The following is a 22,529-nucleotide window of genomic DNA, read 5'->3' as shown; positions in this document are numbered from 1 at the left end:
GTCAAAAACTCGCCCATCTTTTTTGTTGTTTTGTTGCTTTTAATGACCTAGCGTAAAGTCAGGGTTGGGATTTGGGGGGGGCAGAATGTCGTCGAAAAAGCGCAGTCGGCGAGAAGCAATCACGTCTCTTGTTCAAGAGCAGGGCGCTGTGACTGTCGGCTCGCTTGCAGAACGTTTCGATGTTTCGATGCAAACCATCAGGCGCGACGTGGATGCATTGTGCGAAGGCGACATGTTGCACCGGGTTCATGGCCGCATTGAGTTAAGTGAACAGTTTTTGAACACCCCGTTCGATCAACGCGCGGGCACCAACCTTTTGGGTAAACGCGCCATCGGACAGGCAGCGGCGGCCTTGATCCCCGACGGATCAACGGTATTTATCTCGATCGGGTCCACCCCGCTGAGCGTGGCGCAGGCGCTGCGCGGCCACAAAGGTCTGACGATCATTACCAATAACCTCAGCGCTGCGATGGCGTTGAGCGAAGAGGTATCCAACCGAATCATCCTGCCGGGCGGTGAACTGCGTCTGCCAGATCGCGACATACTGGGGAACGAAGTTCTGGATTTTTTCGGGCGTTTCCGGGCCGGGTTTGCTGTTTTTGGCGCGGCCGGTGTTGCCAGTGACGGTGGCCTTTTGGAATTTCACACAAATGAAGTCCGCGCGACACAAAAAATTCGTGCAAATGCGCAAAAATCCATTCTCGTGGTCGACTGGTCGAAGTTCGGGCGGCAAGCGCCGGCCCTTGGTGACAACATAGCCGATATTGACACGATCATCATTGACCGGCGGCCGGGCGAAACCTTTGCGCCGCTGCTCGACAAAGTAAACGACAGGCTGCTGGTGGCCGAAGGAGAAGCGACATGACAACATCCCCATTTGTGGTGCTCAAGGACGTAGCGAAACGCTGGAATGGCCAGCTTGGCGTCGAAGGCATCACGCTGGATATCCCCGAAGGCAGCTTTACCGCGCTGCTCGGGCCGTCGGGTTGTGGTAAATCGACGACGCTGCGCCTGCTGGCAGGATTGGAATTGCCGGATGAAGGGCGCATCCTGATCGACGGCAAGGATGTCACCACCAGTGCGGCGTCCGACAGGAACCTGTCGATGGTGTTTCAGTCCTACGCTCTGTTTCCGCATTTGTCGGTTGCCGAAAACGTCGTGTTTGGCCTGAAAGTGCGGCGTGTGCCCAAGGCAGAACGGCAACAAAAGCTGCACCGCGCCTTAGAGATCACGGGCCTGCTGGGCTACGAGGATCGTAAGCCGGGTGAGCTGTCCGGCGGTCAGCGTCAGCGCGTCGCACTTGCCCGTGCGATTGTGGCCGGTCAGCGCCTGTGCCTGATGGATGAACCCCTGTCAAACCTCGATGCAAAGCTGCGTAATTCGGTGCGCAAAGACATCAAGAAACTGCAGCGCGATCTGGGCATCACGGTCGTCTACGTGACCCACGACCAGACCGAAGCGATGAGCATGGCCGATACCGTCGTATTGATGAAAGACGGTCATATCCAACAGGTCGGCGCGCCTGAGGATCTGTATAACAAGCCCAACAACACTTTCGTGGCCGAATTTGTCGGTGCCCCCCCAATGGCGTTGATCGGGGCTGCCGCACTGGACGGTTTCGGTGCGGATCAGACCATCGGCATCAGGGCCGAGAACATCCAGATCGTCCCAAAGGGTGAAGGTCGCCTGAGCTGTATCGTCACCGAGAGCGAATTCCTGGGGTCGGAAACACTGATTGGGCTGGACCATGCGCATACCGAAGGTCTCTGCGTGTTGAGGTCCGGGCTGTCGCTGATGGCTGAGGGCGAAGAGATCGACATTACGTTTCAAGACGACAACCTGCACGTCTTTGACGGGTCAGGACAACGGATGGCGGCACGGTAGCACCTTATCGCGCCATAAAGACAAAGATCAAAACAAGGGAGAAAGACATGAAACTATTTTCAAAAACGGGATTGGGATTGGCCACTGCAATGGCGGCTGGCCTTGCTGCCCCAGTCAGCGCCGAAACCGAGCTGACAATGTATTACCCCATCGCAGTCGGGGGCGCGCTTACAGAGGTGGTGGACGGCATTGTCGCGGATTTCGAGGCTGAAAACCCCGATATCAACGTCACCGCGATCTATTCAGGCAACTATGACGACACACGCGTGCGCGCGCTTTCTGCCCTTGCCTCGGGTGAGGCGGCACAGCTTGCTGTCATGTTTTCCATTGATGCCTATGACCTGATCGAACAGGAATTGATTGTGCCATTCGACGAGGTTGCAACCACGGATGCAGATAAGGAATGGCTTGGCAGCTTTTATCCGGCGTTGATGGCCAACAGCCTGATCGAAGGTCAGACATGGGGCATTCCGTTTCAGCGTTCGACCATCGTGGCCTATTACAACAAGGATATGTTTCGCGCTGCAGGTCTCGACCCCGAAGCACCGCCAACCACGTGGGATGAAATGGTATCAATGGGCAAGGCGCTGACGCAGGGCGATACCTACGGGCTGATGATCCCCTCAACCGGCTATCCCTATTGGATGTTTCAGGCGCTCGCGATCCAGAACGGCAAAGAGCTGATGTCGAACGACGGTCTGACGACGTACTTTGACGATCCCGCCGTGGTCGAAACGCTTGAGTTCTGGAAATCATTGTCGGCTGAACACGGCATCATGCCTACAGGCACTGTTGAATGGGGCACATTGCGTCAGGCGTTCCTCGAAGGGCAAACGGCGATGATGTGGCATTCCACGGGCAACCTGACTGCGGTCAAGAACGGCGCAAGCTTTGACTTTGGTGTGGCGGAACTGCCCGGCAATGTACGCAAAGGGTCACCCACGGGAGGCGGCAACTTCTATCTGTTCAAGAACACAACTGATGAAGAACGCGCCGCAGCGCTCAAGTTGATGCAGTTCATGACATCCCCGGCGCAGGCTGCTGCATGGTCTATCGCGACCGGCTACATGGGCGTGTCACCAGCCGCCTACGAGACTGAAGCTCTGAAAGCATATACAGGTGAATTTCCGCCGGCACTGGTTGCCCGCAATCAGTTGGAAAACGCAGTTGCTGAATTCTCGACATTCGAGACAGCGCGCGTGCGTGATGGCCTGAACAACGCCATTCAGTCTGCGCTGACCGGGGCAAAGGCCCCTGCGGATGCCTTGGGCGAAGCGCAAGAAGCCGCAAAGCGCCTGCTGGCTGCATACCAGTAACTTTCCCGGCGGGGCCGATGCATCCCGTGCATCGGCCCCGCCACCTCCCCCATACCCGGAGACGCGCCCATGTCCGCCCATGCCAACCTTGAACGCCGTAGACAGGCCATCTACGGCTGGCTGTTGCTGTCACCCGCCGCGGTGTTGCTGACGGTCTTTGCGTTTTATCCGTCGATCGCGACCCTCTGGTCGAGCATGTTTTCCCGCGGCACACGCCGCAATCCGACAGAATTCATCGGCACCGAAAATTATGCGGACCTGTTCGCTGATCCGACCTTTTGGCTCGTGGTCAAAAACAATCTGCTCTACGCGGGCGTCACGATCCCCGTTTCCATCGGCATCGCTTTGGCAATGGCGCTTTGGGCCAATTCCAAGATATCTGCGCGCGGATTTGTGCGGACCGCCTATTTCACGCCCACGGTGCTGCCGATGATTGCCGCAGCCAACCTTTGGCTGTTCTTTTACACCCCCGGATTGGGCGTGCTGGACCAAATCGGCAGCCTTTTTGGCCTGCCTTCGGTCAACTGGCTGGGCCAGCCCGAAACAGCGCTTTGGGCGATCATCATTGTGACAATCTGGAAAGAGGCGGGGTTCTTTATGATCTTCTACCTCGCCGCATTGCAGACAATTCCCGTAGACCTTAAGGAAGCCGCCGATATTGAAGGGACCAGCCGCTGGACCTATACCCGCCGGATCGTGCTGCCGCTGTTGATGCCCACCACGTTGTTCATCGCCGTCAACGCGATGATCAACTCGGTCAAGCTGATTGATCATCTGTTCATTTTGACCAAGGGCGGGCCTTCGGATGCGTCCAAGCTGATCCTTTACTACATCTGGGAAATGGCCTTTGCCTTCTTTGATGCGCCCCACGCCGCCGCCATGACGATCCTTGTGATTGCCGTGCTTGGGGTCGTGGCCGCGGTGCAGTTCCTCTACCTTGATAAAAGGACGCATTACCAATGAAGAGCCTTACAAAATTCATGGACAGCTTTGGCGCGATCCTTTTGGCAATCATTTGGATTGCACCGCTGCTGTTTGCCTTCTGGGCCGCGACCCACTCGACCTCCGACGCCGTTAACCTGAACTTGTTCGCGCCCTGGACAATGGACAATTTCCGCGTCGCCTGGGACGGCGCGCCTTGGCTCAAGTATTTCATGAACACCTTCATGCTGGTCACGGTGATCCTGATCGGTCAGTTCATCCTGACCACGCTTGCAGGCTTTGCCTTTGCGCAGTTGCAGTTTCCGGGGAAGGACTATGTGTTCATACTGGTGCTGATGCAGTTGTTCATCCTGCCCGAAGTGCTGATCGTGGAAAACTACGCGATGGTTTCCCGCCTTGGGTTGTTTGACACAATTCTCGGCGTTGGCATGCCCTATATGGCCAGCGCGTTTGGCATTTTCCTCATGCGGCAGGCATTCAAGGGCGTTCCCATTGAACTCCACGAAGCCGCAAGGATCGAAGGCTGCGGGCTTTTGGGCATTCTCTGGCGGGTTTATGTGCCTTTGGCCAAACCCACCTATTTGGCCTATGCTCTGGTGTCGGTCTCAACCCATTGGAACAACTTCCTCTGGCCGCTGATTGTGACAAATTCGCCTGACACACGGCCCCTGACAGTCGGCCTTTCGATCTTTGGTGCGCCGGAAAACGGTGTGGATATCAGTGTGATTTCTGCCGCGACCCTGATGTCGGTCGCACCGCTACTGATTGCTTTCCTGATCTTCCAACGCCAGTTCGTACAAGCGTTCCTGCGCGCGGGGATCAAATGACCACGATCCTGCAAATCTCGGACACGCATATCGTACCCGAAGGCGCACTGGTGTCCGGACGGTTGGATACGGCAGAGGCTTTGGCGCGACTGATCACCCGTATTCAAACGATCCGCGACGAGATCGGACCGATTGATGCCGTACTGGTCAGTGGCGATCTAAGCGATGATGGCAGCCCGACAAGTTACGGCCGGTTCAAGACGTTGATGGCGCGGTTGAACTTGCCGCTGCTGGTCATCCCCGGCAATCACGATGCGCGCGAACCAATGCGCGCGGCCTTTGCCGACCAGTTGCCCGCGCAAGGTCCGTTGGATTGGGACACGCAGATCGATGATATGACGGTGATCGGCCTTGATACCCTTTCAGAAGGGTCGGGCAAAGGTGTCCTTTCGGCCCAGTCCCTGTTATTTCTCAAGGCAACATTGGCAAAGTCAAAGACCGCGCCAACCCTTATCGCGCTGCACCACCCGCCTTTCCCATCGGGGATAAAGTTCATGGATGACATCGGGCTGACAAATCGCGACGCTTTTCAGGCGATAGTGGCTGATCATAAAGGCCCGTTGCGGATCGTTTGCGGCCATATTCACAGTATGATGGTGATGGATCTCGGAGGTCACATCGCGGTCTCAGCGCCGGCACCTTGCAGCACATTCGCCTATGATGTGCGTGGCGATGCACCTGTGGGTTTCATGACGCTCGAAGATGGATGCGTGCTTCACCGGTGGAACGCGGGCTTTCAATCCGTGCGTATCGGGCCGGTTGCGGGGGCCGGACCGTTCCCCTTCTAAGTCTTCCCATTGACAGAAATCCGCCCTCCATAAGGCGCGCTGTTCAGTGGCGCTGCAGCAGCGCGAACGTCGCCTTTGTCTCTGCGCTGCTGGGCGAAAGAAACCGACACAATACCGACGCAATACAGATCGCCAAAAGCGCTCAGAATTTGCGTCTCTGCCCACCGCATCGAACAGGGATCGTAACCGCCGAGGCGCTTCGCATCCCCACCCTTCCCATCCCCTCGAAAACACTGTATGCCCCCGCAATCTGAAAGCAGGTGCCCGGACCTCAGCCCCTGTTAAAAGAAGATACCGAGGTCAGGGGCAATTCGGCCCCTATGCAAATGGCCCAAACAGGGCCGAAACAGGAAACGTAGATGTTTAATGTAACGACAAAATCAATCCAGTGGGGCGAAGAAACGCTGACACTGGAAACCGGCAAAGTGGCCCGTCAGGCAGACGGTTCTGTGATTGCCACGCTGGGCGAAACCAGCGTCATGGCGAACGTGACGTTCGCACGTCAGCAAAAGCCCGGACAGGACTTTTTCCCGCTGACCGTTCACTACAACGAAAAATATTATGCTGCCGGTAAAATCCCCGGTGGTTTCTTCAAGCGCGAGGCGCGCCCGACTGAAAAAGAGACGCTGACAAGCCGTCTGATTGACCGCCCGATCCGCCCGCTGTTCGTCCCCGGCTTCAAAAACGAAGTTCTGGTGATGTGTACAGTGTTGTCACACGATCTGGTTAACGACCCGGATATGGTTGCGATGATCGCCGCCTCTGCCGCCTTGACCATTTCTGGCGCGCCGTTCATGGGCCCGATTGCGGCATGCCGCGTTGGCTTCTCGGATGGCGAATACATCCTGAACCCTGAGATTGACGACATGCAGGACCTGCGCCTGAACCCAGATCAGCGTCTTGATCTGGTTGTTGCCGGCACCAAAGACGCCGTGATGATGGTGGAATCCGAAGCGTATGAGCTGACCGAAGAAGAAATGCTTGGCGCGGTGAAATTCGCGCATGAGCAGATCCAGCCGGTGATCGACCTGATCATTGATCTGGCCGAAGACGCCGCGAAAGAGCCGTTTGATTTCCAACCCGTTGACTATTCCGACCTGTCGGCAGCTGTCAAAAAAGCTGGTGAAAAAGACATGCGCGCCGCCTTTGCAATTGCTGACAAGCAAGAGCGCACTACAGCGGTCGCTGCCGCGCGCGAGACAATCAAAGCCGCATTGAGCGAAGAACAATTGGCAGACGCCAATCTGGGTTCCGCGATGAAAGGTCTTGAGGCGTCTATCCTGCGCGGTGACGTTGTGAAGACGGGCAAGCGGATTGATGGCCGTAAAACGGATGAAATCCGTGATATCGTATCCCAGACCGGCATCTTGCCACGGACCCACGGTTCAGCCTTGTTCACACGCGGCGAAACCCAAGGTCTTGTTGTAACCACGCTGGGCACCGGGGATGATGAACAGTTCATCGACGCGCTGCATGGCAACTTCAAATCGAACTTTTTGCTGCACTATAACTTCCCTCCCTATTCGGTTGGCGAAGTGGGTCGCGTGGGCCCTCCAGGCCGTCGCGAAATTGGTCACGGCAAACTGGCATGGCGCGCGTTGCAAGCCGTGTTGCCTGCGGCGACTGATTTCCCTTACACGATCCGCGTTGTGTCTGAGATCACTGAATCAAACGGTTCATCTTCGATGGCGTCTGTTTGTGGTGGCTCCCTGTCCATGATGGACGCTGGTGTACCGTTGAAAGCCGCTGTTGCTGGTGTGGCCATGGGTCTGATCCTTGAAGAAGACGGATCATACGCGATCCTGTCCGATATCCTGGGTGACGAAGACCACCTTGGCGACATGGACTTCAAAGTTGCGGGTACAGAAGCCGGGATCACCTCCTTGCAGATGGACATCAAGATCGCGGGCATCACGCCAGAGATTATGGAAAAAGCCTTGGCGCAAGCCAAAGAAGGCCGCATCCATATCCTTGGTGAAATGAACAAAGCGATCTCTGGTGCTGCCGAATTCTCTGAGCACGCGCCACGCATCGAAACCATGCAGATCCCAACCGACAAGATTCGTGAAGTGATCGGGTCTGGCGGTAAAGTGATCCGTGAGATCGTCGAAGTGTCCGGTGCAAAAGTCGATATCAATGACGAAGGCATCATCAAGATCGCAAGCCCGAACGGCGACGCGATCAAGAAGGCCTACGACATGATCCATTCCATCGTCGCAGAGCCAGAAGAAGGCAAAGTGTACACCGGGACGGTTGTTAAGATTGTCGATTTCGGTGCATTCGTGAACTTCTTTGGCAAGCGCGACGGTCTGGTCCATGTGTCACAGATCGAAAACCGTCGCCTGAACCACCCTTCAGATGTTCTGAAGGAAGGCCAGGAAGTGAAAGTCAAACTGCTTGGTTTTGACGATCGCGGCAAGGTGCGCCTGTCGATGAAAGTTGTTGATCAGGAAACTGGCGAAGAAGTGAAGAAAGAGGAAACGGCTGAGGAGTAATTTCTAAGCCCGACCTCTAAGAGCAGAAAAAGACGGCCCTGATGGAAACATCGGGGCCTTTTTGCGTTGGGATATATACGGGGGCCTGCGCCGCTCTACGATTTGCGCCGCTATTTGTAACGGGATAGTCTGCCGCCAACACGATTTGAAAGAGGGGAATTTCAATGACACTTTTTAACCGTCGCAACATTCTGACCACAGGTGCTGCCGCCTTTTTGGCTGGCCCTGCGTTTGCCGCGACCGAAGCCTATGAAATTCCCAAGCATCATCAGGCCAAGATTGTAAAGATCAGGGACGGGTTCCGCCCCGGCGAAATCCATGTCGATCCGGGCCAATTCGCACTTTATTGGACGCTGGAAGGCGGCGAGGCTATCCGATACCCCGTCGGTATTGGCAAAGCTGGCCGCTATGCTTCAGGCACATTCCGGGTTGGGCGCAAAGCCGAATGGCCAAGCTGGACGCCAACCAAGAACATGATCCGGCGCGAACCGCACCTCTACGCCAAACACGCAGGCGGTATGGCGGGGGGTGGCAATAATCCGTTGGGCGCACGCGCGCTCTATCTTTATTCGGGCAGCCGTGACACTTACCTGCGCATCCACGGCACTCCGCGTCCGCAAAACGTCGGCCTGGCGGTTTCAAACGGCTGTGTGCGGATGATCAATGCGCATGTCATTGACCTTGCTCAGCGGGTGCCGAACGGTGCGCGCGTTGTGCTGCACTAGATCCGACAGATCAGAATTATGGGCCTTAGGTATAAGGTATCGGTTTTTTGTGGCAGTTCCTGAGGGAGTAGGCCAAAAGTCACTGCACGGATGGTGGATAGGGACATTCGAAATCGGTAAGTTCAGTCCCGCAACCGAGTGTTTCAATATCCTCAGATCCGCTCGCTAGGTGCTTTGTTCAAGGGAGATATCGTCGAATGGTCCGTATGGTTCTTGCAGCTTTGCTCGTATTAACTGCCAGTATCCTGCACGCCGAAACGATCAAACTGGCGGTGACGACATCTTTTAAAAATTCCGGTTTGTCTGATGTCCTGCTGCCCGAAATCAAGCGCGATACCGGGATTGATGTGCAGCTTTTAGTTGTCGGCACAGGTCAAGCCCTTCGGCTTGGCGAAGCGGGGGATGTGGATGCAATTCTAGTCCATTCAAAAAACGCCGAGGAAGCCTTTGTCGAGGCGGGTTTCGGGACACACCGGCGCGAACTCATGTACAATGATTTTGTATTCATCGGGCGCATGGATGATCCTGCCGCGATTGGAACTGCGCCATCCGCGAACGATGCGCTGCGGCGTATTGCAGCCCTGCAATCGCCATTTGTCAGCCGTGGGGATGACAGCGGCACCCACAAAAAAGAACTGTCGCTCTGGGCTGCGGCAGAGCTTGACCCCACAAGTTTTGCCGATTGGTACAAGCCCGTTGGGTCCGGCATGGGTGCAAGCCTGAACACCGCGGCGGCTTTGGGTGCCTACATTGTGTCGGATCGGGCAAGTTGGTTGAGTTTTGCGAACAAACGCGACCTTGCACTGCTTTATGCGGGCGATCCGACGCTCTTTAACCAATACGCCTATATTCCGATCAGCCCTGCGCGACACCCGCATGTGAATGCCGATGCCGCCCGTCGGCTGGAACAATGGTTGGTCGCAGATCGTGCGCAAGAATTGATAAACGGGTACGAATTGAACAATCAGCAGCTCTTCACATTTAACGCCAAGCCAGAGTAGCCGTAGCAGATTTGGTCTATGACCGGCTGCGAATTGACGCTAACAAACGCTATGAAATCGCTGATTATTCATATGTCTTCAAGCATTGCGCGCCGCGAAAATGCGCATCGATTGTTGTCAGCGTTGCCCGACGCAAGTCTGGTTGAAGCGGTTGATGGCCGAGATCATGGTCAAGTGGAAGGTGTGCAGGTCATGCCCGGCACCCATCTTGATCCTGCCTACCCTTTCACCCTTGGCCCCGGCGAGGTTGGGTGTTTTCTGAGCCACCGTAAATGCTGGCAGATGATCGCAGATGGCAACGCACCATTTGCTCTGATTGCTGAGGACGATTTAAGTATTGATCCGGCTATTTGGTTTGATGTCTTGAAATTGATTGAACGGCACGCCGCCGAGGACAGCTTTATCCGTGTTCCCGCAAAAAACCGTGAAACAGCTGCATCAACAATTGAAACGCAGGGGAGTGCGTCCCTGTTTGTACCGCGTGTCATCGGGCTTCAGACTGTTTGTCAGGTGGTCGGGCGTGGTGCCGCGCAGCGCTTGCTGGCGGCGTCCGAAACGCTGGACCGACCGGTCGACGCCTTTCTGCAATTGCATTGGGCAACAGGTCAGACGATCCTTACAATCCTGCCAAATGGCGTGCGTGAACTCACCGCAGAGACCGGCGGCTCAACCATCCAAAAGAAAACCCGCACCAGTACCAAACTGATGCGGGAAATCAGACGCGCGTGCTATCGCGCAAAGGTCAGACAGAGACCTCAAAGAGCGTAAACTTATTTTGGCGCGGCTGTGGTCCGCAGGTAAGGCAGAACTGTCTTGAACTCACCAAATTTTACTTTTGCGTCCTCATTCGATACGGATGGGGGAATAATCACATCCTCACCCACATTCCAGTTCGCCGGTGTGGCGACACCTTTGCCAATTGACATCTGCAACCCGTCAAGCGCGCGCAGCACCTCGGCAAAATTGCGGCCCACAGTCATCGGATAGGTCATGCTAAGCTTTAGCTGTTTGTCTGGTCCAATGATGAATACAGACCGAACCGTGGCACTGTCCGCGGGCGTGCGGCCATCGGGCAGATAGGCTTCTGCCGGTAACATGTCGAATGCCTTTGACACCTCAAGCCCCGTGTCGGCGATGATCGGAAATCCCGCTTTGGCTCCCGCCACCTTCTCAATATCGGCTTTCCATTTTTTGTGGTCCTCAACACCGTCCACGGAAACACCGATCACCTTTGTTCCGCGCTTGGCCCATTCGTCGGCCAATTGGGCAACAGCGCCAAATTCGGTGGTGCAAACGGGGGTAAAATCTTTGGGGTGCGAGAAAAGTATCGCCCAGCTGTCGCCGACGAAATCATGCAGCGAAATGGAGCCTTGGTCCGTTTCAACAGTCAGATCAGGAATGGTGTCGTTGATGCGCAAGCCCATGATGTCCTCCAGGGTATGATTCAGAATATTGTCTCTATGATGTAGTATTTATTTGCCGCACTTGCATCCCCTCTCTTGCGGCCACATCTGCCCAGTGACAATGTTACGCAGATTTAACCGAGGCAATCGCCCCGGTCGCGCAAGTGAATAAAGGAGTACTTCAATGCTCGAAAAACGTGATTTCTATGTCAACGGCCAATGGGTCGCCCCCGCAGAACCAAACGACTACGCCGTGATCGACCCATCGACCGAAGAACAATGTGCCGTCATTTCCCTTGGCGGTCAGGCCGATACCGACGCCGCCGTTGGTGCGGCACGCGCGGCATTTGACAGCTGGTCACAGACTTCAAAAGAAGAACGCACCAAGCTCATTGAAAAACTGGCTAAGATCTATGATGCCCGTCAGGAAGAAATGGCACAGGCGATGTCCATGGAAATGGGTGCCCCGATTGATCTGAGCCGCAACCAACAGGTCGGCGCAGGGAGCTGGCATATTGACGGTTTCCTGAACGCGTTCAAGGACTTCTCATTTGATCGGGATTTCACTGCAACTGAAAAGACATTGCTTGAGCCGATCGGTGTTTGTGCCCTCATCACGCCTTGGAACTGGCCGATGAACCAGATTATTCTCAAGGCGATCCCGGCAATGGCCACAGGGTGTACCGTTGTTCTGAAGCCATCCGAAATTGCCCCCTTGTCGGGTCTGCTGTTTGCAGAATTCGTGCACGAAGCAGGCTTTCCCCCCGGCGTGTTCAATCTGGTGAACGGCGATGGTCCCGGCGTGGGCAGCCAGTTGTCTGTGCATCCCGAGGTTGACATGGTCAGCTTTACCGGCTCAACCCGTGCCGGCATTGCGATTTCCAAGGCGGCGGCGGATAGCCTCAAGCGCGTTTCGCTTGAGCTCGGAGGCAAAGGTGCCAACATCATCTTTGAAGATGCGCACCCCAAAGCGGCGAAATCCGGCGCAATCCGCTGTTTCCGCAACTCTGGCCAGTCGTGCAACGCCCCGACTCGGATGCTTGTGCACAAATCGCGGTACGATGCAGCCGTTGAAATGGCGGCTGATGTCGCCAAGAACACCCGTGTCGGCCCCGCATCTGAGGAAGGCCAGCACATTGGTCCGGTGGTTTCAGAAGCGCAATACAACAAGATCCAGGGTTTGATCGAAGTGGGTATGTCCGAGGCGCGTTTGGTCGCTGGTGGTCTGGGCCGTCCGGATGGGTTGAACCGTGGCTATTACGTCAAGCCAACGGTCTTTGCTGATGTGAACAACCAGATGACCATCGCGCGCGAAGAGGTGTTTGGCCCGGTGTTGTCAATCATCCCGTTTGAGAGCGAAGAAGAGGCTATCGCGATTGCCAATGACACGCCCTACGGCCTGACCAACTACATCCAGACCGAAGACACCGAAAAACGCCGCCGCGTGGCGCGCCGCCTGCGGTCGGGCATGGTGGAAACCAATGGATCGGGCTTTGCCCAAGGCTCGCCATTTGGGGGGTATAAGCAATCGGGCAATGGTCGCGAGGGCGGCGTTTACGGACTTGAGGAATTTCTCGAAGTTAAAGCGGTATCTGGCTGGGCGGCGGAATAACCAACCTCAGAGAAGCGATGCAATTGGGGCTGCCTTTTGGCGGCCCTTTTTGTCCATGAGATCAACCGAATGGGATCAACGTTCAACCGGTCCTAGCCCGCTTTGCGCACCCATTCTTCCCAAATGAACGGATATTCCCAAACACATTCGTGGGTTTTGGAATGACCGTTGCGAATTTCATCGCGTTGGCCGATCTGGTTCTCCGAGTACCGATGAAACTGCACCGTCAACCTGTCAATCTGTTCAATATGTCCTGTCTCGATCAATGCGGGCAGCAGATCATATTCGCCCCCTTCAATATTCATTTTGACCACGGCAATCCCGCCCAGACCAAGTTCCTTGAACACGTCCTCGACCGGGCGGATGTCACCACTGACCGTTGGTCCTGAGGTGACCAATGCCGATGATGCATTTTCATCATCTGACAGATCAAGTTTTCCAGCTTCGGCACCCATGGCATACCCGTGAACTTGCACATCATCCCTGCCGGCAAACCGGTTCTGCATGTGGGTGATGAACCTTGGATGCGGCTCGAATGCACGGACCGTAACACCATAAAGGTCGGTCATTCTTTGCGCCCTGTCCCCGTGATAACCGCCCACATCCAAAACCACATCGCCCGGCTTAAGGTCTGAATACCGCTCGGGCGTGCCCCGACCATGTGCTGCCCGAAATGAAGCCATCTGGCGTTTCATGGCGCGAAATTCGGGATCGCTGATGCGTTTCCACACTTTGTGCAGTTCGCTTTTGACACTCATGGTGGGTTACCTTTTCATCTGGCGAAGATTGTCATCTATATCCTACAAGGTGTTGAGCAAACCCAAAAGGCACCCTGTCAGATGATCTATACCCGATTGCACGGCTTTCTTGGTAATCAGATGTTTCAATATGCCGCCGCGGCTGATCTTGCCGCCCGATTGGATGTGCCGGTTGCCCTTGATCCACGTCGCGCGATGGCCAAGGGGCAAGGGAACCTGACGTCGGTGTTTGATCTGCCCGTGGTCACACCTGACAATCTGCCGCCAGACCAGGACAAACATCCGCTGGCCTATATGGCCTGGCGATTTCTGGGCCGCAAACCGTACCTTCGCAGGGAGAAATCCTTGGGCTATGATCCGGCGATCAAGGGTTGGGAAGATGAAAGTTACCTTCATGGCTACTGGCAAAGTGACAAATACTTTGCATCTATCGAAGAACATCTGCGTGAGGTGTTTGTCATGACCCCACCCATGTCACCCGAAAATGCCGCGATGGCTGATCAGATCAAAGCGGGGCCGTCGGTCGCGCTACATGTGCGCCGCGGCGATTATGTTGCGCTGGGGGCGAGCGCTGTGTGTGATCAAGGCTATTATACGGCAGCGCTGAGGGCAGTGGCCCATGAGTTGCCAAAGGACCCTAAAGTCTTCGTCTTTTCCGACGATCCGACATGGGCGCGCGATAATCTGGATGTGCCGTTTGAAAAGGTCGTGGTCGATCTGAACGGGCGCGAAACAGCACATGAGGACATGCGGCTTATGTCCCTTTGTCAGCATAACGTGATTGCCAATTCGACGTTCTCGTGGTGGTCTGCCTGGCTAAACAGTAACGCCAAAAAACGCGTTGCTGCGCCTGCGCGGTGGTTCGCCAATGATCATCAGCGCAACCCGGATATCCTGCCCAGCGAATGGATCGCCATCGCCAGTTAGAATGGAGCTTTTGCGCGTATCTTTGTCGAATGGCCACCTTGCGGATGGTTAAAGCGCAATTCCTCTGAGTGTAGCATCAGGCGCGGGAAATCCCGCGCCGGGCCTGTTGCGTAAAACGGATCACCCAAAATCGGATACCCCAGCGCCAGCATATGAACGCGCAGTTGATGGCTGCGGCCCGTTTTGGGCGTAAGCCGCACGCGTGCGGTATCACCCTGGTCTTTCAGCACCCGCCATTCTGTTTGTGCGGATTTTCCGGTTTCATGGCACACCATTTGCAATGGCCGGTTTGGCCAATCCACTATCAACGGCAGATCAATCAAGCCCGTTTTTTCGACAGGCACACCCCATACGCGTGCGACATAGGTTTTGCGTGTCATTCGTTTTTCAAACTGCAAACCAAGGTGTCGCTGGGCGTAGGGTGTCAGCGCAAAAATCATCACGCCAGAGGTATCGCGGTCCAGACGGTGCACCAGCAGTGCGTCCGGAAACGCCGCCTGAATGCGTGTCAGCAGGCAGTCTGCCAAATGTGGTCCTTTGCCCGGCACGCTGAGCAATCCGGCAGGTTTATCGACCAACAATACTTCGGCGTCTTCGTGCAAGACCACCAGCGGCCCATCAGGGGGCGTGTATTCTGTTTCCATGCTGCCCTGTCTCATCCGGTCTTGTGCCGCATCTGATGTAGCATTGAAGTCGAATAGATCACCAGTGCGGCCCAGATCATCGGAAACGCAATCATGCGCGCGGGGCCGAAAGGTTCGTCAAAAACAAAAACCGCAATGAGAAAGATCATTGTCGGCGCGATATACTGAAGAATGCCGATGGTCGACAGCCTGAGCAGTTTCGCGCCGTTGGCATAGATCATCAGCGGGATTGCCGTCACCGCCCCGCAGCCGATCAACAGCCAGGTATCCAACGCGCCGCCCGTTAGAAAATGGGACTGTCCTGTGCTCACCAAATATCCAAAAACTGCAAGTGCGGGCAGTATCAGGATTAAGACCTCCAACAGAAATCCCTGATTGGGCCCGATAGGCAGCCTCTTTTTGGCAAGCGCGTAAAGGCCCCATGACAACATCAGACCCAGCGCAACCCAGGGAATGCGTCCGGCATCAAGGGTCAGAACCAGCACCGCGCCGGCAGCCAAAGCAATCGCCGCCAACTGCGCCCGCGACAAACGTTCACCAAGAAGAACCGCGCCGAGAAAGATGCTGAAGAGCGGGTTAATGTAATACCCCAAGGCAGCGTCCAACGCATGGCCTGAGGAGATCGCCCAGACATAGATACCCCAATTGACTGAGATGAGTGCCGCCGTCACGCAGCCCATCAACAACATGCGGGGGGATCTGAGGGCATCGCGCAAATCGGAGGTCCGGCGCAAGGCAATCAGAACGATCGCTGCGATAGGTAGGGACCAGATAATCCTGTGCGCCACAACTTCTGCTGCGGACATATGAGACAACAGTTTCATATAGAGCGGCAAAAAGCCCCACAAGACATAGGCCCCTACAGCAAATGCAAGGCCCTGCGGCGTATCCTCGTTTGCGTTTTTTTTCAGACTGTCAGGGTTGCGCATTCGGTGTCCTCCACCTCAAGGCAGGTAACGCGATACGCACTCCGCTGCCAGTGCTAAACCTTCACACGCTCCGACGTGGGATCATACATTGGTTTAAGGGATACTTCCGCCCTGACCCGTGTTCCTGCCACGTCAATTTCATATGCTGATGCCAGAACATCACCGGCAGTTTGATCTTTGCAAGGGACGTACCCCAATCCAATTGCCGCACCTAGATGGTGGCCGTATGATCCAGAGGACAAGAAACCAACAATCTGATTGTCCCGGATAATCGGCTCATTGTGATAAAGCAATGGTTCAGGGTCAGTTAGACGGAACTGCAACAGACGGGCATTCAGCCCCTCTTCTTTTTTGCGCAGGACGGCGTCGCGCCCGATGAAGTCAGGCTTGTCAGTTTTTACAGCAAACCCAAGGCCTGCCTCAAGAACGTGATCCTCTGACGTGATGTCATGTCCAAAATGCCGAAAACCTTTTTCGATCCGCGCAGAATCCATCATATGCATGCCGCACAATTTCAGCCCCATGTCCTGCCCCGCTGCGTGCAGTGTTTCAAAGGCATGTGCAGCCATGTCAGCACTGACATAGATTTCCCAACCAAGCTCGCCAACATAGGTAACGCGGTGGACACGAGCCAGCCCCATCCCCAACTCAATCTCCTGCGCCGTGCCAAACGGGTTTATGTCGTTCGAGAAATCATTCGGTGACACCGCCTGCAACAACTTACGGGCATTCGGGCCCATGACGGCCAACACACCTTCGCCTGCTGTGACATCGGTGATGACGACGTTAAAATCATCCATATGCCGGCGCATCCATGTTTCATCCGCCAGACGGGTCGCGGCTGGTGTTACCACCAGATACGCCGTTTCAGAGAGGCGCGTGACCGTCACATCCGCCTCAATCCCGCCGCGATGGTTCAGGAATTGAGTATAGACGATCTTGCCCACTGGCACATCGTATTGCCCGCCCCCCACATGGTTCAAAAATGCAGTTGCATCGCGCCCTTCCACACGGATTTTTCCGAAAGATGACATGTCGTACATCCCGACATTCGTGCGGATCGCGGCCAGCTCTTGGGCCACATTGTCAAAGAAATTTTGCCGCTTCCACGAGTATTCGTATTCGGGTTTTTGCCCATTGCTAGCGAACCAATTGGCGCGCTCCCATCCGGCCAGTTCGCCCATGACCGCGCCTTGATCCAGCAGGTGTTGGTGAAACGGCGTGCGCCGCACACCGCGTGCAGAGGCCTTTTGCCGGTACGGATAATGATCGGCGTATAACAATCCCAGCGTTTCTTTGGAGCGTTCAAACAGATAAGTCTTATTGCCCTGAAAGGGTTGCATGCGGCCAATGTCCACATCGCCCAGATCAAAGGGTTTTGCGCCATCCTCCATCCATTGCGCCAGTGCCATGCCTGCGCCGCCCGCCGATTGAATGCCGATGGAATTAAAGCCGGCGGCGACCCAGACATTGTCCATGTCGGGGGCCTGACCCAGATGGTAGGCATCATCGGGTGTAAAGGATTCCGGTCCGTTGAAAAAGGTGTGAATGCCTGCGTCTGCCAGCATTGGCATGCGCTCTACCGCCGCTTCCAGAATGGGTTCAAAGTGATCAAAATCTTCTGGCAGTTGATCAAATTCAAAGTCTGCGGGGATGCCGTTCATCGCCCATGGTTTTGCATTCGGTTCAAATGCCCCAAGTAACATCTTGCCTGCGTCTTCTTTGTAATACGCACATTCGTCCGGCACGCGCAGGACGGGCAATTGGGTCAGGCCCGGGATCGCCTCAGTCACGATATAAAAGTGCTCGCAGGCGTGTAGCGGCACGTTCACGCCCAACATGCGGCCCACCTCGTGGCCCCACATGCCACCACAGTTCACAACCATGTCGCAGGTGATGTGACCCGTCTCGTCACCCTGTTCCCAGGTGACGCCAGTGATCCTGCGGCCCTCACGGGTGACCCCGGATGCGCGGGTACGCTCGATCACCTTGGCACCGCGCTGCCGCGCGCCTTTGGCCAGTGCCAACGCGATGTTGGCCGGGTCGCCCTGCCCGTCCTTTTCAAGGAAAACCGCGCCCGTGACCCCGTCAATATTCAGATGTTCATACTTTGCTTTGACTTCTGCAGGGCTGATTTCTTCTACGGCTACACCAAAAGCACGCGCCATCGCCGCCTGGCGGTAAATCTCTTCCTTGCGCTCCTCGGTCAGCGCCACGGTGATGGACCCACAGCGCTTGAAACCGGTCGCCACGCCTGTTTCTTGTTCAAGTTTGCCGTAAAGTTCCTGAGAATACTTCGCCAGCTTGGTCATATTGGCCGTGGCCCGCAATTGAGCGATCAGGCCCGCCGCATGCCATGTGGTGCCAGACGTCAGTTGCTTGCGTTCCAACAACACAACGTCTTTCCACCCCAATTTCGTCAGGTGATACGCAACAGAGCAGCCAATAACGCCGCCGCCGATGATAACCACGCGTGCGTGTGAGGGAACGTCAGCCATTGTAAGGCTCCTTATACAATATCATGCCCAGCTGCGCGCAGGCGACTAGCGATTTCAGCAATATGGGCAGGGCTCACTTCGCAGCATCCGCCAATGATAGTGGCCCCCTGATCGACCCACGCCATCGCGTGATCGGCATAGACAGCCGGCGTCATATCCTGCCGTTTGGTCAGCGCATCCACAGTCGGTTTGTCCTTGAGGAAATCATCCGTGATCTGCTCAAAAGCATTGGCATAAGCACCATACGGCAGGTCGCCCTGGGCAAGGACATTCAGTGCTGCCGGGATCGCCTCTGGTGCAGAGCAGTTTATCAAGATTGCGGTGGCCCCTGCATTTGCTGCCTCAAGAACCGAAACAAGCGGTTCGCCAGAGCGCAGCAATGTGCCGTCCTTGTCATTGACGGTCAGCGACAACCACACTGGTTTGCCCGTCGGGCCCGCTCCTTTGAGCACGCTGACCGCATGATCATGAGAGGCAACTGTTTCACAAATGAGCAGATCACATTCAGGCGCAAGCAGGCCCGAAACTTCGGCATAAAGCAGGGCACCGACTTCAGGCTCCGGATGCAGATCAGGGCGATAGGATGCGCGCAACGGCCCAATTGAGCCGGCAACGCGCCGCGCACCACTGCCCCGTGCCTCTTTCAGGGCCAATGCATAAAGGGCCTCAAATTCATTTTCGAACGTCGTGCCCTCCAGACGGTCGCGGTGCAGGGCATAGCTGTTGGTGGTGATAATCGTGGCCCCCGCAGCGGCAAAGTCCCGGTGCACTTCTGCCACCATGCCGGGATGGTCGATCATCACTTGCGTTGACCACAAGGGTGTCGGTCGATCCCCCGCCCGATGGACCAACTCCTGGCCCAATCCACCATCCAGCAGCGTGATTTGTGTCATTGTCATTCCCCCGCCGCAGGGATTTTGTCGTTTCCCTGCGGTGTTTTGATTGAAGCGAAGCAGTTATGCGCGCAACCGATCATTATCCGGATCCCACAGCGGCTGATCCGGTTGCACCGTGGCACTGTACATCTTGCCAAATATATTGATGGTCAGTTTGGTCCCAGGCACCGCCAGATCGGTGCGGATCATCCCCAGCGCCACCGATTTTCCGATACGGTAGCCCCAATCGCCCGAGGTCGTTTCACCGACAACTTGGCCGTTGTGCAGCACCGTGGACATATAGGGCGCATCCTGATCTCCTGCTTCGACGACCATGGTCACAAAGCGCTTTTTGCTGCCCTGCTGTTTTTCATTCAGCAATGCCTGCTTGCCGGGAAAGTCCTGTGGTTTGTCGAGTTTGACAAAGCGGTCCAACCCACCTTCGAACATTGTGTAATCAGTGGACAAGTCGCCCTTCCATGCGCGATACCCTTTTTCGATGCGCAGCGAATTCAGCGCCCACATGCCAAACGGCACGGCACCCGCGCCTGTCACAGCATCATAGAGCGCGGGAATGTCTGCGTTCGCGGCATGAATTTCCCAGCCAAGTTCGCCCGCAAAGCTGACCCGCGCCAAAGCGCATTTGATGCCCGCAACTTCAGCCGTCTGATGCGACAACCATGTGGCAGAGAGGTCGGCCTTGGTCGACAATGCCTCAAACAATTCACGTGATTTTGGACCGGTCACAATCAATGTGCTGTATTCGGTTGTGTGATCGGTCAGGTTCAATCCGGTATCCAAGGCAGGGCGCAGCACGTCGTAGTCATGCCATTGCGCTGTGGCGGCAGTAATCAGGGTAAAATGATCCTCCGCATGGCGCAGCACGGACATTTCGGTCAGGATACGCCCGCGATCATCCGCAAAATAAGCAAGGTTCATACGGCCCACTTTGGGCAAGCCGCCGGTGATCTGGCTCCGCAACCACTCGGCGGCACCTTCGCCTGTGAGGTTGAACCGCGAGAAACCCGGCAGATCCAGCACACCGACGCGGTCGCGCACTGCTTCGCATTCTTCTTTGATGCGCGCCGCCCACGGGCCGTTTCGATCCCAGGTTTGAGTGGCCTCTTCGGAGGTGTCGTCACCGTTCTTGGCAAACCAGTTGGCGCGTTCCCAACCGTTGTACGCGCCCATCACGCCCCCCGCCGCGATCACCTTGTCATGCACAGGTGACAGTTTCTTGTCGCGACCCGCTGGCCAAGCATGGTGGGGAAAATGCATTGCATATTCGTGGCCATACACTTCGACAGCTTTTTGGTTGCAATAATCCTGATCGGTGTAATCGGTGTAACGGCGCGGATCGACAGCCCACATGTCCCATTCCGTTTGCCCTTCGGTGACCCATTCGGCCAGCACCTTGCCTGCGCCACCCCCTTGGGTGATGCCAAAGGTGAACACGCAGGCCTCATAAGCGTTCGGCACGCCGGGCATCGGACCCACCAACGGCAGTCCATCAGGGGCATAGGGGATTGGGCCGTTGATGACCCGTCCTACACCAGAGGTGCCCAGTATCGGCACACGCGCCATGGCGTCCTCAATATACCATTCAAGCCGCTCAAGATCATCGGGGTAGAGTTGGAAACTGAAATCCTCTGGCATCGGATCATCAGGTGTCATCCAATGACCCTTGCAGTTGCGTTCATAGGGGCCCAGGTTCAACCCGTATTTGTCCTGCCGCAGATAATACGAGCTATCTACGTCGCGCAGCAGGGGTACCTTGTGCCCCTGTGCCAGCGTCCATTCCTTGAGCTCTGGAATTTCTTCTGTCAGGAAATACTGATGTGACATGGTGGCCATTGGCACGGTGCGCCCGCCATAGGGTTTAAACCATTCACCGACACGCTGGGCATAATAACCCGCTGCATTGACGACCTTTTCACACCGAATGTCGCCCTTGTCCGTGTGCACAATCCATTCATCACCATCGCGCATGACCCCGGTTGCCGGACAGAACCGTTCGATGCGCGCGCCCATGTCACGCGCCCCTTTTGCAAGAGCTTGGGTCAGTTGCGCCGGATCAATATCACCATCGTCGGGATCATAGAGACCGCCTGCCAGATCGTGGGTTTCAATGAATGGGTACTTTTCCTTGATCGCGTCCAAATCCATCATCTCAAGGTTCAGGCCCTGATAGTTGCCCATGGAACAGGCGCGCTCAAATTCAGCTATGCGTTCTTTGCCATGTGCCAGCCGGACGGACCCGGTGACGTGATAGTTCATCGGGTAATCGACTTCTTCAGCCAGCCGTGAGTAAAGTTCCAGCGAATACCGCTGCATGTTCATCACAGCCCAGGACGTTGAAAAGCTTGGGCAATTGCCCGCCGCATGCCATGTGGACCCAGCCGTAAGTTCGTTTTTCTCAAGCAAGACACAATCCGTCCAACCAGCCTTGGCAAGATGGTAAAGCGCCGAAACGCCTACAACGCCCCCGCCGATGATGACCACGCGGGCCGTGGTTGGGAAATCACTCATCTTCTTGCTCCTCCTGCCGAACGTTATCGGTGATGTCGTAATAGTCGCCTTTGTCTTTGGTAAAAATGTGCCGCTCAAGGTGCAAACCTGTCGGGCTGTCCAGCGCACCTAGGGCTATGCCTGTATCGTCGTCGGCATTACCCTTCCAGAACAAAAAGCTGCCGCAGGTTGGGCAAAATCCGCGTTTGGCGGTAGGGCTGGCGGCGTACCATTTCGGCATTCCTATGATGGTCAGGTCGGCGTCCATGACCTGAACAGCGGCCCAATAGTGACCCGATTGTTTTCGGCATTGGGTGCAATGGCAGGCCGCTGGATCGCGGGCGGCACCAAGTGCTGTAAACTTAATCGCGCCGCACAGGCAGCTTCCGTTTAACAC

General features: G+C 55.8%; 20 protein-coding genes. 12 read left to right on the top strand and 8 right to left on the bottom strand.

From position 1 onward, the window contains the following. Positions 1 to 85 precede the first annotated feature (85 nt). The 10 genes from ACEWL3_RS02300 to ACEWL3_RS02255 all read left to right on the top strand — a co-directional run bounded on the left by ACEWL3_RS02300 (position 86) and on the right by ACEWL3_RS02255 (position 10,746). Complete coding sequence (locus ACEWL3_RS02300) at positions 86 to 865, top strand: DeoR/GlpR family DNA-binding transcription regulator (protein WP_386177417.1); 780 nt, start codon at positions 86 to 88, stop codon at positions 863 to 865. Continuing rightward, positions 862 to 1,884, top strand: coding sequence for an ABC transporter ATP-binding protein (locus ACEWL3_RS02295; protein WP_386177416.1), 1,023 nt, complete (start codon positions 862 to 864; stop codon positions 1,882 to 1,884). Before ACEWL3_RS02300 ends, ACEWL3_RS02295 begins: the two co-directional genes overlap by 4 nt. Positions 1,885 to 1,931: 47 nt before the next feature. Continuing rightward, the gene (locus tag ACEWL3_RS02290; RefSeq protein ID WP_386177415.1) at positions 1,932 to 3,200 is read left to right on the top strand and encodes an ABC transporter substrate-binding protein; all 1,269 of its coding nucleotides are present in this window, start codon (positions 1,932 to 1,934) and stop codon (positions 3,198 to 3,200) included. 69 nt (positions 3,201 to 3,269) lie between these two features. Continuing rightward, complete coding sequence (locus tag ACEWL3_RS02285; RefSeq protein WP_386177414.1) at positions 3,270 to 4,163, top strand: carbohydrate ABC transporter permease; 894 nt, start codon at positions 3,270 to 3,272, stop codon at positions 4,161 to 4,163. Further along, positions 4,160 to 4,969, top strand: a complete 810-nt coding sequence (locus tag ACEWL3_RS02280; protein ID WP_386177413.1) for a carbohydrate ABC transporter permease — start codon at positions 4,160 to 4,162, stop codon at positions 4,967 to 4,969. The genes ACEWL3_RS02285 and ACEWL3_RS02280 overlap by 4 nt, the downstream gene beginning before the upstream one ends. Continuing rightward, positions 4,966 to 5,757 (top strand): phosphodiesterase, encoded by a 792-nt coding sequence (locus tag ACEWL3_RS02275; protein ID WP_386177412.1) that lies wholly within the window; start codon positions 4,966 to 4,968, stop codon positions 5,755 to 5,757. Before ACEWL3_RS02280 ends, ACEWL3_RS02275 begins: the two co-directional genes overlap by 4 nt. A 359-nt stretch (positions 5,758 to 6,116) precedes the next feature. Continuing rightward, the gene (pnp, locus tag ACEWL3_RS02270) at positions 6,117 to 8,252 is read left to right on the top strand and encodes a polyribonucleotide nucleotidyltransferase (RefSeq protein WP_386177411.1); all 2,136 of its coding nucleotides are present in this window, start codon (positions 6,117 to 6,119) and stop codon (positions 8,250 to 8,252) included. 164 nt (positions 8,253 to 8,416) lie between these two features. Beyond that, positions 8,417 to 8,977, top strand: a complete 561-nt coding sequence (locus tag ACEWL3_RS02265; protein ID WP_386177410.1) for a L,D-transpeptidase — start codon at positions 8,417 to 8,419, stop codon at positions 8,975 to 8,977. A 197-nt stretch (positions 8,978 to 9,174) separates the two neighbouring features. After that, complete coding sequence (locus ACEWL3_RS02260; RefSeq protein ID WP_386177409.1) at positions 9,175 to 9,978, top strand: ABC transporter substrate-binding protein; 804 nt, start codon at positions 9,175 to 9,177, stop codon at positions 9,976 to 9,978. 51 nt (positions 9,979 to 10,029) lie between these two features. After that, on the top strand, positions 10,030 to 10,746 hold the full coding sequence (locus ACEWL3_RS02255; protein ID WP_435000485.1) for a glycosyltransferase family 25 protein: 717 nt from the start codon (positions 10,030 to 10,032) through the stop codon (positions 10,744 to 10,746). Between the two features lie 2 nt (positions 10,747 to 10,748). Here the strand turns inward: ACEWL3_RS02255 and ACEWL3_RS02250 are convergent, their stop codons facing one another. Beyond that, positions 10,749 to 11,402: a peroxiredoxin gene (locus ACEWL3_RS02250; protein WP_386177407.1), complete on the bottom strand. Its 654-nt coding sequence runs from the start codon at positions 11,400 to 11,402 to the stop codon at positions 10,749 to 10,751. 163 nt (positions 11,403 to 11,565) lie between these two features. Here ACEWL3_RS02250 and ACEWL3_RS02245 point away from each other — a divergent pair, with 163 nt between their 5' ends. Further along, a complete protein-coding gene (locus ACEWL3_RS02245; RefSeq protein ID WP_386177406.1) occupies positions 11,566 to 12,993 on the top strand; it encodes an aldehyde dehydrogenase family protein in 1,428 nt (475 codons plus the stop codon). A gap of 92 nt (positions 12,994 to 13,085) precedes the next feature. Here the strand turns inward: ACEWL3_RS02245 and ACEWL3_RS02240 are convergent, their stop codons facing one another. Beyond that, complete coding sequence (locus ACEWL3_RS02240; RefSeq protein ID WP_386177405.1) at positions 13,086 to 13,751, bottom strand: FkbM family methyltransferase; 666 nt, start codon at positions 13,749 to 13,751, stop codon at positions 13,086 to 13,088. Positions 13,752 to 13,832: 81 nt separating this feature from the next. Here ACEWL3_RS02240 and ACEWL3_RS02235 point away from each other — a divergent pair, with 81 nt between their 5' ends. Continuing rightward, entirely contained in the window at positions 13,833 to 14,678 is an 846-nt protein-coding gene (locus ACEWL3_RS02235; RefSeq protein WP_386177404.1) for an alpha-1,2-fucosyltransferase, read from the top strand. Here ACEWL3_RS02235 and ACEWL3_RS02230 read toward each other — a convergent pair. The 6 genes from ACEWL3_RS02230 to ACEWL3_RS02205 all read right to left on the bottom strand — a co-directional run bounded on the left by ACEWL3_RS02230 (position 14,675) and on the right by ACEWL3_RS02205 (position 22,529). Beyond that, entirely contained in the window at positions 14,675 to 15,322 is a 648-nt protein-coding gene (locus ACEWL3_RS02230) for a pseudouridine synthase (RefSeq protein WP_386177403.1), read from the bottom strand. The genes ACEWL3_RS02235 and ACEWL3_RS02230 overlap by 4 nt on opposite strands. Before the next feature lie 11 nt (positions 15,323 to 15,333). Further along, positions 15,334 to 16,251: an EamA family transporter RarD gene (gene rarD, locus ACEWL3_RS02225; RefSeq protein WP_386177402.1), complete on the bottom strand. Its 918-nt coding sequence runs from the start codon at positions 16,249 to 16,251 to the stop codon at positions 15,334 to 15,336. Positions 16,252 to 16,304: 53 nt separating this feature from the next. Further along, positions 16,305 to 18,749: a GcvT family protein gene (locus tag ACEWL3_RS02220; RefSeq protein ID WP_386177401.1), complete on the bottom strand. Its 2,445-nt coding sequence runs from the start codon at positions 18,747 to 18,749 to the stop codon at positions 16,305 to 16,307. A gap of 11 nt (positions 18,750 to 18,760) precedes the next feature. Beyond that, entirely contained in the window at positions 18,761 to 19,642 is an 882-nt protein-coding gene (locus ACEWL3_RS02215; protein ID WP_386177400.1) for a homocysteine S-methyltransferase family protein, read from the bottom strand. Between the two features lie 63 nt (positions 19,643 to 19,705). Further along, positions 19,706 to 22,153 (bottom strand): GcvT family protein, encoded by a 2,448-nt coding sequence (locus ACEWL3_RS02210; protein ID WP_386177399.1) that lies wholly within the window; start codon positions 22,151 to 22,153, stop codon positions 19,706 to 19,708. Further along, positions 22,146 to 22,529, bottom strand: a complete 384-nt coding sequence (locus tag ACEWL3_RS02205; protein WP_386177398.1) for a GFA family protein — start codon at positions 22,527 to 22,529, stop codon at positions 22,146 to 22,148. The genes ACEWL3_RS02210 and ACEWL3_RS02205 overlap by 8 nt, the downstream gene beginning before the upstream one ends.

It is taken from the genome of Sulfitobacter sediminivivens (assembly GCF_042611115.2).
Lineage (GTDB): Bacteria > Pseudomonadota > Alphaproteobacteria > Rhodobacterales > Rhodobacteraceae > Sulfitobacter > Sulfitobacter sediminivivens.
Note: the sequence above shows the minus strand (reverse complement) of the source record. Positions and strands in the feature narration are given on the sequence as shown.